The organism is Parasphingorhabdus sp. (assembly GCF_048269915.1).
Lineage (GTDB): Bacteria > Pseudomonadota > Alphaproteobacteria > Sphingomonadales > Sphingomonadaceae > Parasphingorhabdus.
Genome location: NZ_JBLWTY010000004.1, coordinates 1 through 14,759, shown reverse-complemented (window position 1 = coordinate 14,759; position 14,759 = coordinate 1). Strand labels below are relative to the sequence as shown.

The window sequence follows — 14,759 nt, the reverse complement described above, 5'->3', positions numbered from 1 at the left end:
GACGAACGGCAATTGCCCGTCGATGAAAGTGCAAAGCGGTTGCATGCCGTGCAATATGGGGACAGTTGATGGCTCCTGGTCCTGAAAAGAACGTTGGTTTTGACGGGCGGACGGGTTACGACAAGCAGGATCGGCACAGCGCTTGAGGGGGACAAAAACGTGATCGCAACACAGGCAATCGACGTCCTGATCGTCGGCGGTGGCTTTTCAACCATGCCGCTGATCCGCGAACTGGAGGCCAGCGGTACAAGCTGGCTGATGGTGTCGGAAATGTTGCCGATCTGGCAGCAGCTGGAAGCGGCCGATGCGATGGATTTCGATCTGGTGAGCTCGCTGCAGAGCAGCGTCTATTCCTTCGAGCTGGTCGAAATGCTCAGGGAGCAGGGCGAGAATTTCACCGACGGTTTTCCGACCGCACGCGAATTTTACGATATCCACAAGAAATATGCGGCCCGCTACGCCGACAATATCCATCATGGCCGGGTCGACAGCATCGACAATCATGCGGATCACAGCATCGTCCATCTCGAGAGCGGCGAGCAGTTCCGCGCCAGCCATGTCGTTGTCGCCACCGCCTTCCGGCGGCAGATGAACGCCAATCTCAAGCAGATCAGGATTGACGAAAGCTATGCCGGCAAGAGCGTGGTGATCACCTCGACCGGCGACAGTTCCAACCTGTTGATCGCGAAACTGGTCGCTTATGGTGCGAAGGTCCACCTGGTCACCAATGGCTTCATCATGCTCGACAAGATGTTCGCCACCTTCTCGCCGCTGGATGACGGGCCACGCTTCGTGCCGCTCGACCAGCTCGAATGCCATAATTTTTCTGAAATCAGCAAATGGAGCTATCGCGCCTTTATCGACGGTGGCTATATCCACGGCCTGATCCATCACTGGTTCGCCAAAATTTTCGACCGCAACAGCCTGGGCGTGCGCCACCCGAAGAGCATCCGGCCGCACAAGGATATCCGCAGCTTTTTCAAGGCCAGGGCACCGATTGAAAATGGCCATATCGCGATCAAATATTGGCCGATCGATGTCTACAAGCTCTATTGCGAGGAGACGCTGGAGCAGAAGATCGCCGACGGCTATCTGATCAACGATCTGCCCTTCTTTCTGGAACATGGCCATGTGAAGCTGTGGGACAAGGGTACCACCACCATCGACCGCGAGGCCATGACACTGAGCGAAGGCCACGAGACCACCAGCTTTGACCTGATCATCGACGGCGATCAGGAAGTGCCCAACATCCCGGAGATACGGATGCGGGGCAGCGTCGATGGAGAGCAATTTGCCTACCGTACCCGCGAGCAATTTCTCGGGGTCGTTTCCCCCAAGCTCGCCAATATCTACACCATCGGTTTCACCCGCCCGTTTACCGGCGGGCTCAACAATATCAGCGAGATGCAATGCCTGCTGACCCACAGGATGATCACCGAACCGGCTTTCCGCGACGAGATTTGCGGCAATATCGACCAGAGGATCGCGGACTATAACGCCACCTATTATGCCAGAAGGCCGGAGAAAAAGACCGACCATCTCGTCTGGTACGGTACCTTTACCGACGAGGTTGCCAGGCTGCTGGATATCCGGCCGAAGCGCAGCGATACGCCGGGCATCAAGGGCCTGATGAAATATTATATGTTCCCGAACAACGTCTTCCGCTTCCGCGAAAAGGGCCGTTACGCGGTAGAGGGTGTCGGCGAGCTGATCGAGCACACCGCGAAGCAATATCATGACTACAAGGTGCTGGCGCTGCTCGTCATCCGCTATCCGTTTTTCGAACTGCTGGCGCTCGCCACTATCCTGCTGGCGCCCGTGCCCTGGTGGGTCAAGATCCCGGCAGCGATCGTCCACAATCGCCTGCCCTTCACCTCGACACTGGTCGGAAAATTCGGCCTGCCGACAAGAGAGAGCAAAGGCATATTCAATTACCGCAAGGCGATCAGTTTCCCGGTGCTGGCCTATCCGTTGGTGGCGGCAGTCGTGTGGGCGGTGGCGGGCATGGGAGCGGCCTTTGCGTTTTCAGCGGGGTTGCTGGCCTATGTCTACGCGATGATCCATCTGGGCACCGCAAAGGGTTGGAACCGGAAGTTCTTCTGCGACATGAAGAGCAAGCGGTCGCCCGAGATGGTCGGGTTTTTTGAGCGCTATCGGGAGGCTTTTGGGCGGGTTCGACGGGAACGTCGGCCTCAATATTAATAATCTTATCTAGGGAATCGGTGATTCGATGTTTTTCTTCTTCACCTCTGTATTGGGTCCATTTGCTTCTATTCCTTCATCTCCAGAATCGCGGTTTTGCTGCAGCGAGGAGTCAATCTCATCAATCTTATTTTTGACTGACTCATTCAGAAGTGCTTTCATCCCATTAAATGTACAAAAATTTGCGTAGCGTTCAATTATTGATCTTGCTCCTCCGTAGCCAGAAGGAAAAGTTGTCGCTTTCGAATTTAAAGCTCGCTCTCGATATTCACTCTGTGCGGAATATACCAATTTCTGCACGTTAGCCATATCTGGAGAAACCATATATGCTGCATCGTATCCTTCAAATGTCTTGTCGATCAGTCCAAATCCCGAGTTGGTGACACCAATCGCTGTATTTCCAGCATTCGACAACGTCAGCACCGAATTAACAAGTACATCTAAACTATTCGCCGAGCTCTCGCCAAATCTTCGATTTCGTTCTGACGCCGTTGTTATTGTAAAGAACCGCTGACAATATAGGTCAGTTAAGCCAAACCCCGCCAACATATACTGGCTCATCTTGGCCTCTCTTTCATCTTCAGAAACCTGTTTGAATTTGAGACATCGTGGCGCTTTTAACTTTTCTTCATTATACGCTGTGTTGGAATAACCTTGGGCAGATTTGTCTTTAAATGGCTTCAAACCACTGCCATCAAAACACAGCTCATTGGTTTCAGAGTCAATTACTTCAAATGCATCTCGAAGTGCATTGATGTATGCGGTCTCATCTAATCTGCTCGGCACTGGTCGCGCTTCAATGTCTGGCCTCACACTCTCCAATGTAGAACACGCTGTTGTAGCTATTAAAACTGGGGTGATGGTCAGTAGTCTGAATACTGTCATTGGATACCTCCTGCAATTGTGATTGCTTCAAACGACGTTTAATTGTTCGGGATTGAGAATCCCGTGACCCGCGTCACGCTCCCCCAAAAACTCCCCCCTTGAAAACCGAACATAAACAGAACATATAGAGCGCTCACGCCCATCCCCCCACCCGCTGGACTCTCTCCGGCATCTTCGGCAAAGCACGCTCATGAGTCTGACCCACATCAAAGTAAAAGGCGCCCGCGAGCATAATCTCAAGGGCGTGGATATCGAGCTGCCGCGCGAGAAGCTGATCGTGATCACCGGCCTGTCCGGTTCCGGCAAATCGTCGCTCGCCTTCGATACCATCTATGCCGAGGGGCAGCGGCGCTATGTCGAGAGCCTCAGCGCCTATGCGCGGCAGTTTCTGGAGATGATGCAGAAGCCCGATGTCGAGCATATCGAGGGCCTGTCTCCGGCGATCTCGATCGAGCAGAAGACCACCAGCCGCAATCCGCGCTCGACCGTCGCGACGGTGACCGAGATTTACGACTATATGCGCCTGCTCTGGGCCCGCGCCGGCGTGCCCTATTCGCCGGCGACCGGCCTGCCGATCACCGCCCAGACCGTCTCGCAAATGGTCGACCGGGTGATGGCCCTGCCGGACAAGACCCGCTTCTATCTGCTTGCCCCGGTGGTGCGCGGGCGCAAGGGTGAATATCGCAAGGAACTGCTCGAATGGCAGAAGGCCGGCTTCACGCGGGTCCGGGTCGATGGCGAATTTTACGATATCGAGGAAACGCCCAAGCTCGACAAGAAATACAAGCATGACATCGAGGTGGTCGTCGACCGGCTGGTGGTGCGCGAAGGGCTGGAGCAGCGTCTGGCCGACAGTTTCGAAACCGCATTGCGGCTGGCCGACGGGCTGGCTTTTGTTGATCTCGCGGACGGGACAGTTGAGGAGGCTTTGGCCGGGAACACAGTTGCCGAAGCCAGCGCCGCATTCAAACCGGAGCCGGAGGCCACCACCAAGAAAATGAAGGGCACCGGCCTGCCACCGAACCGGATCGTCTTTTCTGAACGCTTCGCCTGCCCGGTCAGCGGCTTCACGATCGAGGAAATCGCCCCGCGCCTCTTCTCGTTCAACGCCCCGCAGGGCGCCTGCCCGTCCTGCGACGGTCTTGGCGAGAAGCTCCATTTCGATACCCAGCTGATTGTTCCCAATCCGGCATTGTCGATCAAGCAGGGCGCGGTCGTGCCCTGGGCCAAGTCCAACCCGCCCTCGCCTTATTACATGCAGGTACTGGGCAGTCTGGCGCGGCATTTCGAATTTGATCTCGAAACACCATGGAACGAACTGTCCGAACATCATCGCGACGTGATCCTCAACGGGACGCAGGGATTGCCCGTCACATTGCGCTTCCAGGACGGGCGCAAATCCTATGAAGTGAAAAAGCCGTTCGAAGGCGTGATCGGCAATCTCAACCGCCGCATGCTGCAGACCGAAAGCGCCTGGATGCAGGAGGAGCTGGCCAAGTTTCAGGCCGCCGCTCCCTGCGAAACCTGCCACGGCGCACGGCTCAAGCCGGAAGCGCTGGCGGTGAAGATCGCGGGAGAGGATATTTCCATCTCGACCCGGCGGAGTGTCGGTGATGCACTGGAATTTTTCGAAGGTCTGGGCGCCAAGCTCGACAAGACCCAGAGCCAGATTGCCGAACCGATTCTCAAGGAAATCATCGAGCGGCTGGGTTTCCTCAACAATGTCGGGCTCGACTATCTCAATCTCGACCGGACCAGCGGCACATTGTCCGGCGGCGAGAGCCAGCGCATCCGCCTGGCCAGCCAGATCGGTTCGGGCCTGAGCGGCGTGCTCTATGTGCTCGACGAACCCAGCATCGGCCTGCACCAGCGCGACAATGACCGTTTGCTGACCACGCTCAAGCGGCTGCGCGATCTCGGCAATACGGTGATCGTGGTCGAGCATGACGAAGATGCGATCCGCACGGCAGACTGGGTCGTCGACATGGGGCCGGGTGCCGGCGTCCACGGCGGCGAGGTCGTTGCCGAAGGCACGCTCAAACAGATATTGAAATCGAAAAAATCGCTGACAGCTGCCTATCTCAACGGGACGCGGGAAATCGAGGTGCCGACCGAACGGCGCAAGGGCAATGGCAAGAAGCTGACCGTGCACGGCGCCACCGCCAATAATCTGCAGAATGTCACCGCCTCGATCCCGCTCGGAACCTTCACCTGCGTCACCGGTCTCAGCGGCTCAGGCAAAAGCTCTTTCACCATCGACACGCTCTACGCCGCAGCGGCGCGGACGCTGAACGGCGCGCGGGTGATCGCCGGCAAGCATGACAAGATCACCGGCCTGCAATATTGCGACAAGGTCATCGATATCGACCAGTCGCCGATCGGCCGCACCCCGCGGTCAAACCCGGCCACCTATACCGGTGCCTTTACCAATATCCGCGACTGGTTCGCCGGCCTGCCCGAGGCACAGGCGCGCGGTTACAAGCCCGGCCGGTTCAGCTTCAACGTCAAGGGTGGCCGCTGCGAAGTCTGCCGCGGCGACGGGCTGATCAAGATCGAGATGCACTTTCTGCCCGACGTCTACGTCACCTGCGAGGAATGCGGCGGCAAACGCTATAATCGCGAGACGCTCGAAGTGAAATTCAAGGGCAAGTCGATCGCCGATATTCTCGACATGACGGTCGAGGATGCGGTGAGCTTCTTCAAGGCGGTCCCGCCAATCCGCGACAAGATGGCGATGCTCTATGAAGTGGGGCTGGGCTATGTGAAGGTCGGCCAGCAGGCGACCACCCTGTCCGGCGGCGAGGCCCAGCGGGTGAAACTGGCCAAGGAACTGTCGAAGCGGTCAACCGGGCAGACGCTCTATATTCTCGACGAACCGACGACGGGCCTGCATTTCGAGGATGTCCGCAAGCTGCTGCAGGTGCTGCACCGGCTGGTCGAACAGGGCAATAGCGTGGTCGTGATCGAGCATAATCTCGACGTCATCAAGACCGCAGACCATATTCTCGACCTCGGTCCCGAAGGCGGCGTGCGCGGCGGCGAAATTGTCGCGCAGGGCACGCCGGAAGAGGTCGCCAAGGTGAAGGGCAGCTACACCGGCGGCTATCTGAAGGACATGCTGGCAAAGTGAGCGGCGGACAAACGAAGCCTTTGTTTGTCTGTTCCCGCAACCGGTTGCGCAGCCCGACCGCCGAAGCCGTGCTGAACGGGGTCGATAGAGTGACAGCCATTTCTGCCGGCACGAACAATGATGCGGAAACGCCCTTGTCCGGTGACCTGATTGAATGGGCTGACGAAATCTATGTGATGGAAACCGGTCACAAGAAAAAGATCACCCGGAAATTTGGTACGATGCTGAAAGACAGGCCAGTGCGCAATCTCGCCATTCCGGACAATTACAGGTTCATGGAACCCGATCTGGTGGCGATCATCAAGGCCAGGTTCCCCGCATATTTTTCCTAGCGCCGCAAAACCCGCCGCTGCCATAATAGCAGCAAAATCGGCACGGCCAGTTCGATGATCATGCCGCTGACCTGCCAGCTTGCCGGCTCACCTACCGTCAGCCAGGAAACCACCCGGGCGAGGCCGCCGATGAACCAGCCGAGCATGGCAAAGCGCAGGAAATTTGCCCGCCCCCTGATATCACTGGCTGACCAGAAGATCATCACTCCGACCGCCACATAGACCCCGGCGAGATAGCGATACTGGCTATCGAGAGCGGCACTGACTGCTTCCCCGCCGGCATGGTCCGCCGCGCCGAAAATGATACCGGTAACGCCCAGAAACAGCGGGATCATCCCAATCAATAGGATGACAATGCGAAAGATGTTCATATATGCTTCCCCTGTTTAACTCTTCTCTCCCGAAACCCTCAAAGCCCTGCACAGCCCATTCGGCCCGGCCTTGTGACTAGAGGCGCTCAAGCCTTACCGGCAGTCCGTCCTTCGGTTGCGGAATCGGAAATACCTGCCAGTCCGGTTCGTATTCTGGCCCATCCTGCAGGACAACGCGATTCTGGGTCAACATCGCGTGCATCAGGATTTTGATCTGCATATAGGCGAAATGCAGGCCCAGGCACATATGCGCACCACCGCCAAAGGGGACCCATGCATATTTGTGGCGACCGGCGCTGTTTTCCGGTGTGAAACGCAGCGGATCAAATTTGTCGGGATCAGGCCAGTGTTTTTCCATCTTGTGGACGAATTGCGGACTGATGCCGATATTCGTGCCGGCCGGTATGGTATAGTTACGGAAGGTAAAATCCTTGAGTGCGCGGCGCGGGATACTCGGCACCGGCGGAATCAGGCGGAGTGCTTCCTTGAACGCCATTTCGGTGAGCTCCAGCTTGCCCAGCTGTTCGATAGTCAAAATACTCCCGGCCGGGGCAACCGACAGGCATTCCTCGCGCAACCGGTCCTGCCATTCCGGGTGCTTGGCCAGCAGATAGGTCATGCTGGTCGCCGAAGAGGTGATCGTGTCATGCGCCGCCATCATCAGGAAGTTCATGTGATCAACGACTTCATCCTCGGTCAGCAGTTCGCCATTTTCATGGGTAGCAAGGCAAATCTGGGTGAAGATATCCTCGCCACCCTTCGCGCGCCGCTTTTTCACTTCCGGGGTGAAATATTCGAGCAGATATTCGCGTGCCTTCACGCCTTTCCACATCTTGGTGAACGGGATCGGCGCGCGCGCAATACCAACAGACGCTTGCACCTCGTCAACAAAGGCCTTGTTGATCTTGTCCGCTTCCGGACCCCAGGGAATACCCAGAATAGCACTGGCCGCCGTATCAAGCGACAGCGACTTGATTGCCGGGTAAAATTTGAAGCCGGTGCCGCTCCAGTCGGCAACACGGTCCAATATGCCGTCCCCCAGAACCTCGCAATGATGCTTCATCGGGCCGGGTTTGAAAGCGACCGAAAGCGCCTTGCGGTCAGCCCGGTGCCGCTCAAAATCCATCAGCATCAACCCGCGCGGGAAGAGATTGTTGAGCACCGGTCCCCAGCCCTGTTCGCTGGAGAAAATCTTGTCCTTGTTGAACATCACCAGTTCGGTCGCATCGGCCCCGAGCAGCATGACATTCTGCTTGCCGAAACTATAGGTGCGATAGACCGAGCCATAACGTTCGAACATATATTGGCCGAAAGCGATCGGATCCTTGATGACCTTCAGCGTCGTCCCCAATATCGGCAAGCCCTGCTCGCCTGGGATATGCGCCAATTGCTCTTCACTGGGCGGCGTCACCCAATGCGGGTTGGCGCTTTCCTGATAAGGATATCCATGCGATTTCGCTGCTATAGTGGCCACGGGAGCACTCCTGATCTAAGCTATCAGTAACTTACTAGCTACTTTCATCAATGTCAGCAAGCTACTCCATTCATAAGCTATTCAATCGCGCCGCCCTATCCGTATCACCAACAGGAAAAGAATCACGCCCTGCATGGCCGATGCCACAGGGAGTGGTTCTGAGGATGAAGACCATGATCAATTTTTCGATGTTTCGGCTGTTGAAACCAGCAATAGCTGCGAGTGCATTGCTGAGCGTTGGCGGCTGCATGTACGGCGGCGCCGGATACTATGGCGACGGCTATGTCAACAATCGTGGCTATGATTGTGATCCCTATGCCCCGTTCGATGATTATTATGCATGTGACTATGGTTATGGCTTTGCCGATATCGGCTTCAGCGGTGGCTGGTACGATCAATATTATTATCCCGGCTATGGCATCTATATTTTCGATCGCGGCGGTAGACGCCACGCGATGCACGACTATCACCGGCGCCATTGGGCCAGACAGCGCGCAGAATTTGGCGGGCACCATGTCAGAGAGCGCGATCGCATTCCGGAACGACGCGCGGTGCCGCGTGACCAACGATATGAGCGCGGCGATCGTGCACGGGACCCGAGGCGGCGCAACTATCGTGACAATCCACGTGCTCGCCCAGGGACTCGCGACCGACAGGACAGCCGTCCCGCAAGCAGAGCCCCGCGTCGAGACCGCACGGATCAGGCCGCCCCCGTTCGCAACCGCAGTGATCGGCCAAGGCGAGCCGACCGGCGCCCACCGATAGCGACCGAGCAACCGCAAGCTCAGCCGCCATCAGCAAACCAGCCGGACAACGCATCCCGACCACCGCGCGCGGAAGGCCCTCGCTATTCACCGAGGACCAACCGCAGCGCGCGGGAACGAGTCAGCGACGACTAGTTCCGGTCAGGATTCACTTGCCTACGGTAACGCGGCCGACATGATAGCCGCGTTCGCGCATTTCTTTTTTATAATCCTTGTTCGCATCGGCAATTTCCGCGCGATATTCCTCGAGCGCATCCCGCCGGTCTTCCTCGTCGGTCGCACGGCGCAAATCCTTCTTCAGTTCATGTTCCGCTTCGCGGATATCGGTGAGATAATCATACCAGTAATTATCGGGGTTGTCGCCAATCGGCCGGGTCAGGATCGGCTCGTGGTCCTGATTACCGGACGGGTGCGCCATGGCCATTGCGGGAGCCACAGCCAGAGCAGCGGCAGGCATACCAATCATCAGTTTGCGAAATATCATCGAAATTCTCCTTCGTACTGAGTGGAACAGCCAGACAACGACCAGGCCGCTTTCTCGTTCCTGAATAGCCGCAGCAGCGGGACAAGGCGCACCGTAATTCGGTTGAAACGGGACAGATCGGGCCGGAAGGTCCCGCTAGTTCAATGGCTTTTCTTGCTTCAATGGCTAATGGTTAAGACAATTGTAATCATTGTAATAAGCCTATATCCTAGGGTTTCGAGTGAAGCTTCGAGGATTTTGGTCGATGGCAAGTGCATTTAGCGACATTCAACCCGATGATTTCCAACCATCGGAGCAACACCCCCAGCATGGCGTCATCATTGGCGGCCCGGCTGCGCGGGCAAAGCGCATCGAATATGGCATCTTGCTCTCCACGATGGTGCTGGGCTCTATCGGCGCGCTTTACTGGACCCTCACCCATGCCACGGGCTGGGTCGAATGGTCTGCCTTCCTGTTCGGCTTTGCGCTGATCAATATGGGTGTCGGCATCGGCTATCATCGCTATTTCACCCACAAGGCATTCGAGGCGGGACCAAAAATGCGCCTCGCCATCGGCATCATGGCGCAAATGGCCTGTCAGGCTTCGGTGCTGAAATGGGCAGCCGACCATCGCCGCCATCACGCCTTTTCCGATCATGTGGGTGACGTGCACAGCCCCTATATCGACGGCCACGGCAAGAAAATGGGGAAACTCAAGGGGCTTGGCATTGCCCATTTTGGCTGGCTGTTCGACAACACGACGTCGGACATGAACGTTTACGGCAAGGGGCTGATCGACGACCCGCAAGTCTTGTGGTGTCACAAGCATCGCTGGTCGATCGCCATCTTCTCGAGCATCATATTGCCGGCCCTGTGGGCACTGGCCTTCGGCGGACCCGAGCATATTATCGGCACCATCCTGATTGGCGGCTTCTTCCGCAACTTCTTCTTCCTGAATTTCGTCATGGGCGTGAACAGCATCGGCCATGTCTTCGGCTCGCAGCGGTTCAAAACCAAGGACGGGTCGCGCAACAACTGGTTCATGGCGTGGATGACCTTTGGCGACGGCTGGCACAATAACCATCACCAGCACCCGCGCGCCGCGTCATCGCAAGTCGCATGGTGGGAGTTCGATCTGAACGGCCAGATCATCTATCTGTGGGAGAAAATGGGGCTGGTGTGGAACGTCCAGCGCGCACCTGCCTATATTCGCAATAAAAATGGCGAATGGGTCCAGAAGGCGATGAAAGTGGCGAAAGCCGATCTTCCGGAACCGGAAGTCATGTCAGCAGATGACGGCGGCGTGATGTTCCCTGCGTCCAAGCAGCGTCATGTCGAACCGGCCCAATAACCGCGCCCCAACAAAATTTTCGCTATTGGGACCGGAGGGTCAGCGTCGCTGAAACGGTCCCGTTATCAGCCGGATTGACGCTAAGCGATTCCACCGCAACCCCCTCGCGTTCGATCCGCGCAAGCCAACCAAAAAGTGCCGTAGGCTTGGCCGATTCCACCACCATATTGACCCGGCTGTCCGGCTGTGGATCGACCGAACCCACGGCAATCCCGGTCTCTCCGGCGCTCTGGCTGACATATATATCAATTGCACCGCGAAATTTGGTGGTGTCGCCGTCCAGCGGCTGCTGGAGAGCGACAACCTTCGCCTCGATCCGGGCCTGCCGCTCAATCGCATCAATATATCGCTGCTCAGCCGCCGTCATCGATCCGATCATCGGCTGTACAATGGCATAATAGCCGACCAGTCCGGTCAACAGCAAACCGGCAATCCCGACCAGTATCTGTTCTCTCCGGCTCAGGCCGACAAACCAGTTTCTCGCAGTATCGATCATGGTGCCCTCACCGTAATATCTGCCTGCACCGAACCCGTCGCATCGGTTCGCGAAGTCGCGGTGATAACGAAACCGGCATCCTGAATCGCGATCAGGGCCGGATTGATATCTTCGGCCCGGATTCCCGACAATGTCGCCGAAACGATCCCGTTTTCGCCGTAACCCAGCCGGGTAATCGACACATTGGGTACATGCTGAATAGCCGAGAAGAGAGCTGACGCAGGGACAGGAAACATGATATTTCCGCGATTTTCGGAGATCAGCCGCTGGTCGAGCGCCCGCTCCGCAACATCCGGATTCTCGACCGCACCGACGACGGCAGAAGCCCGGGCAAGAGCGACTTCATCAGCACTATTGGCCGCCCATTGATATTGGACCAGTTGCACCAAAGGAATGGCCAGCGATAATATGATCAGCGCGGCCACCATCCAGCCGAGCCGGCGCTTTTGTACCGCACCCATCGTCCGCTTGGTTTTCTTGGCAAACATCCTCGACCGGAAATTGAGATCGCTCTTGTTGGCGGGATCAGCCAGCATGGCGTCAAATGCATCACCGGTAATGGGCGTGATCGCCTGACCGGCGAACAATATATCGGTAAGCGCGGGATCGTCGGTCGCGATGATATTATTGGCACGGACCACCCGGTCAAATCCGAAATCCGCAGATAGCGGCCCATTTTCAGAAACCGGCAGCAACCAGCCCAACGGAATAATTGTCTCCGGATCCATATTCAGTGCCTGCAATCGGACAAGACCGGCAGACAATATATCGCGCCCGACAGAAGCCGTGACTACGGCACCCGTGTTATCGATCGTCGAAACAATATGGACATTTTCACTATCGAGGCTCCCGGCTTTCGCTGCCAGAACGGCGGCGGCAAGCGCCTGATTTTCGGTCGTGCCACTGATCGCTTCATGACCGGCAATCGTGGTCAGATATGACGGGAGCAGAGAAATTACGCCAAGATCCAAAGGCGGCTCTTCCTGTGCCTCGGCTTGCGAAGCCATGACCGGGTCCGGATCACATCCCCATGCGCGCACTTTGCCATCGACGACGTGCCACCAATAGAGTGCCTCGTCATCCGTGGTCGGAAAGGCCGTCAGAAGAAAGGAACGGGTCACGCGCTTCCGGTCTTATTCAGCGTAGATATCGGCGTTATCATCTTCGCCGCCCGGAGCACCGTCAGCGCCCAACGAATAAAGATCATAACCCGGACCCTGGCGGCCGGGATTGTCATATTGATAAGGTCGCCCCCAAGGGTCCTCCGGCAGTTTCTTGATATAGCCGCCCTGCCGGTAGCGTGCGGTGGTCGCCAGCGACGCGGGCGGTGCAACCAGCGCCTGCAATCCGTCAGATGAACCGGGATAGCTGAGATTGTCGAGCCGGTACATTTCGAGCGCCTGCCCCAGAGTGGCGATATCGGCGCGCGCCTTCTCAACCATCGCCCGGTCCTGACTGGGCAGCACATTGATCACCACAATTGTTGTCAGCAAGCCAAGAATGAAGATCACCACCATCAGTTCGACCAGCGTGAAGCCGTTGCGCTTTTGGCGCCGTTTCGCTTCCGGCTCCAGATCTTCCGCCACAATTTCCGTTTCCGTCGTCATGATTATTCCTTTTTCCGTCCTATAGTCCGGCTAGATTCTGAAGTTGCAAGATCGGCAACAGGATCGCCAATATCACCAGCGCGACCAACCCGCCAAGAGCCACAATGATGATCGGTTCGAGCAACGACAGGGCCGTGGAGCTGAAATTGTCAAATTCCCGTTCCAGATAGCTCGCCGCCCGCGCCAACATGTCATCAAGCTGTCCCGATGCCTCGCCGCTGGAGGTCATATAGACCAGCATGGGGGGAAACACGCCTGTATTTTTAAGTGCGCTGGAAAGACTCCCGCCACCGCGGATGGCCTCGACCATATCTTCCGAAGCCTTGCGCAGCACGCTATTGTTGATCGTATTGGTCGTTAGGCGCAATCCCTCGATAATCGGTAAACGGCTGGCCACCATCGTCGACAGGGTTCGCGCCAAACGCGCCGCGTGCAAATCCCGTAGCAATCGCCCGAAAAACGGCAAGCGCAGCAGAAAGCCGTCGAAGCCATATTTGATCCGGGGCTCCTTGAGCGCACGCCAGCCGATCAGCAAGGCGACCCCGATCAGGAGCGCAATCGCCCACCACCAGTCCGCCAGAAAGCTCGATATACCGATGACTATGCGGGTGATCATCGGGAGTTGCTGGTTCACATCGTCAAATTGCTCGACAACTTTGGGCACGACCGCGATCATCAGCAGCGCGACCACGATGATCGAAACCAGAGCCAGCACAGCCGGATAGGCCAATGTGCCAATTAATTTTCCGCGCAGCTCGGCCTGCCGTTCAAGCAAGTCAGCCAGACGTTCGGTGATATCGGGCAGCGTCCCCGAGGTTTCGCCTGCTGCAATCATCGCGCGATAAAGCGGTGGAAAACTTTTCGGCTCGCGGCGCATTGCCTCGGAAAGGCGTTGCCCCTCGATCACTCCGCCATGAACCGTCCCGATCCGTTCGCGCACATGCGGCTTTTCATTCTGGTTGCCGATGATCCGCAGTGCTTCCTCGAGCGGACTGACCTGCACCAGCGAGGACAATTGCCGGGTGAACAGCGTGAGTTCCTTGGATGTCAGCTTTTTTGGCCCCAGCAATCCAGCGGATGCTTTGCTTTGTTTACCCTTGGCCGGTTCCATCCGGACCACATAGAAATTCCGTTCGGACAGCTTGGCCCGGGCCGCGTCATCGCTGGCCGCGGCGAGCCGTCCAGTCTTTTGTCGTCCCTTGGGGTCGATGGCAGTATAGGAAAATTCAGGCATCGACCGCCTCGCTGTCGCGCCGGGAGATGCGGATAGCTTCTTCGGCTGTGGTCAACCCTTCACGAACAAGGGCTCTCGCCGCGACACCCAGATGGGGCTGGTTCCGGAACGCATGGGCGTTGATCGCGGCCTCATCACCCCCGTCGTTGATGAGCTTGCGCAGGGTCTCGTCGATGCGGATGGCCTCGAACACCCCGATCCGTCCCTGGAAGCCGGTGTGGTTGCAATGCTCGCAGCCGGTCTCACGATAGACCACCGTGCCATTGTCAAAGCCCAGCAGGGAGGCAAGGCTGCCATCGGCTTGGATCGGCGTACGGCAATGTTCGCATAATTTTCTGACCAGCCGCTGGGCAATCACCGCCCTCAGCGTGGAAGCCAGCAGAAACGGCTCCACCTTCATGTCACGCATCCGGGTGATCGCGCCGACCGCGTCATTGGTGTGGACCGTGG

At 57.2% G+C, this 14,759-nt stretch carries 14 protein-coding genes; 5 read left to right on the top strand and 9 right to left on the bottom strand.

Annotation, left to right across the window (positions count from 1 at the left end; translation table 11 throughout):
- Positions 1-159: 159 nt before the first annotated feature.
- Positions 160-2,202 carry a hypothetical protein gene (locus ACN0WX_RS11435; RefSeq protein WP_417622462.1) on the top strand — a complete coding sequence of 681 codons (2,043 nt, stop codon included), beginning with the start codon at positions 160-162 and terminating at the stop codon, positions 2,200-2,202.
- Positions 2,203-2,211: 9 nt separating this feature from the next.
- On the opposite strand, the gene ACN0WX_RS11430 is transcribed toward ACN0WX_RS11435, so the two are convergent.
- Positions 2,212-3,087: a hypothetical protein gene (locus ACN0WX_RS11430; RefSeq protein ID WP_417622461.1), complete on the bottom strand. Its 876-nt coding sequence runs from the start codon at positions 3,085-3,087 to the stop codon at positions 2,212-2,214.
- Between the two features lie 190 nt (positions 3,088-3,277).
- Between ACN0WX_RS11430 and uvrA the strand changes: the two genes are divergently transcribed.
- Together uvrA and ACN0WX_RS11420 are read left to right on the top strand one after the other, a co-directional pair.
- Positions 3,278-6,217, top strand: a complete 2,940-nt coding sequence (gene uvrA / locus ACN0WX_RS11425) for an excinuclease ABC subunit UvrA (protein ID WP_417622460.1) — start codon at positions 3,278-3,280, stop codon at positions 6,215-6,217.
- The gene (locus ACN0WX_RS11420; protein ID WP_417622459.1) at positions 6,214-6,549 is read left to right on the top strand and encodes a low molecular weight protein tyrosine phosphatase family protein; all 336 of its coding nucleotides are present in this window, start codon (positions 6,214-6,216) and stop codon (positions 6,547-6,549) included. The genes uvrA and ACN0WX_RS11420 overlap by 4 nt, the downstream gene beginning before the upstream one ends.
- Here the strand turns inward: ACN0WX_RS11420 and ACN0WX_RS11415 are convergent.
- A complete protein-coding gene (locus tag ACN0WX_RS11415) occupies positions 6,546-6,920 on the bottom strand; it encodes a DUF4345 domain-containing protein (RefSeq protein WP_417622458.1) in 375 nt (124 codons plus the stop codon). The two genes, ACN0WX_RS11420 and ACN0WX_RS11415, sit on opposite strands and share 4 nt — an antisense overlap.
- A 76-nt stretch (positions 6,921-6,996) precedes the next feature.
- A complete protein-coding gene (locus ACN0WX_RS11410; RefSeq protein WP_417622457.1) occupies positions 6,997-8,394 on the bottom strand; it encodes a cytochrome P450 in 1,398 nt (465 codons plus the stop codon).
- A 173-nt stretch (positions 8,395-8,567) separates the two neighbouring features.
- Here ACN0WX_RS11410 and ACN0WX_RS11405 point away from each other — a divergent pair, with 173 nt between their 5' ends.
- Positions 8,568-9,293 carry a hypothetical protein gene (locus ACN0WX_RS11405; protein ID WP_417622456.1) on the top strand — a complete coding sequence of 242 codons (726 nt, stop codon included), beginning with the start codon at positions 8,568-8,570 and terminating at the stop codon, positions 9,291-9,293.
- 13 nt (positions 9,294-9,306) lie between these two features.
- Here ACN0WX_RS11405 and ACN0WX_RS11400 read toward each other — a convergent pair whose 3' ends face one another.
- Positions 9,307-9,642, bottom strand: coding sequence for a hypothetical protein (locus ACN0WX_RS11400; RefSeq protein ID WP_417622455.1), 336 nt, complete (start codon positions 9,640-9,642; stop codon positions 9,307-9,309).
- A 244-nt stretch (positions 9,643-9,886) separates the two neighbouring features.
- Between ACN0WX_RS11400 and ACN0WX_RS11395 the strand changes: the two genes are divergently transcribed.
- The gene (locus tag ACN0WX_RS11395; protein ID WP_417622454.1) at positions 9,887-10,972 is read left to right on the top strand and encodes an acyl-CoA desaturase; all 1,086 of its coding nucleotides are present in this window, start codon (positions 9,887-9,889) and stop codon (positions 10,970-10,972) included.
- A 22-nt stretch (positions 10,973-10,994) separates the two neighbouring features.
- On the opposite strand, the gene gspM is transcribed toward ACN0WX_RS11395, so the two are convergent.
- From gspM to ACN0WX_RS11370, 5 genes are all read right to left on the bottom strand, one after another.
- Positions 10,995-11,468 carry a type II secretion system protein GspM gene (gene gspM / locus ACN0WX_RS11390; protein WP_417622453.1) on the bottom strand — a complete coding sequence of 158 codons (474 nt, stop codon included), beginning with the start codon at positions 11,466-11,468 and terminating at the stop codon, positions 10,995-10,997.
- Positions 11,465-12,589, bottom strand: a complete 1,125-nt coding sequence (locus tag ACN0WX_RS11385; protein ID WP_417622452.1) for a hypothetical protein — start codon at positions 12,587-12,589, stop codon at positions 11,465-11,467. The genes gspM and ACN0WX_RS11385 overlap by 4 nt, the downstream gene beginning before the upstream one ends.
- Before the next feature lie 12 nt (positions 12,590-12,601).
- Positions 12,602-13,075 carry a type II secretion system major pseudopilin GspG gene (gene gspG / locus ACN0WX_RS11380; protein WP_417622451.1) on the bottom strand — a complete coding sequence of 158 codons (474 nt, stop codon included), beginning with the start codon at positions 13,073-13,075 and terminating at the stop codon, positions 12,602-12,604.
- A gap of 19 nt (positions 13,076-13,094) precedes the next feature.
- Positions 13,095-14,309 carry a type II secretion system inner membrane protein GspF gene (gene gspF / locus ACN0WX_RS11375; protein WP_417622450.1) on the bottom strand — a complete coding sequence of 405 codons (1,215 nt, stop codon included), beginning with the start codon at positions 14,307-14,309 and terminating at the stop codon, positions 13,095-13,097.
- On the bottom strand, positions 14,302-14,759 hold a 458-nt coding region (locus tag ACN0WX_RS11370), incomplete at its 5' end, for a GspE/PulE family protein (protein ID WP_417622449.1). The genes ACN0WX_RS11370 and gspF, both read right to left, overlap by 8 nt.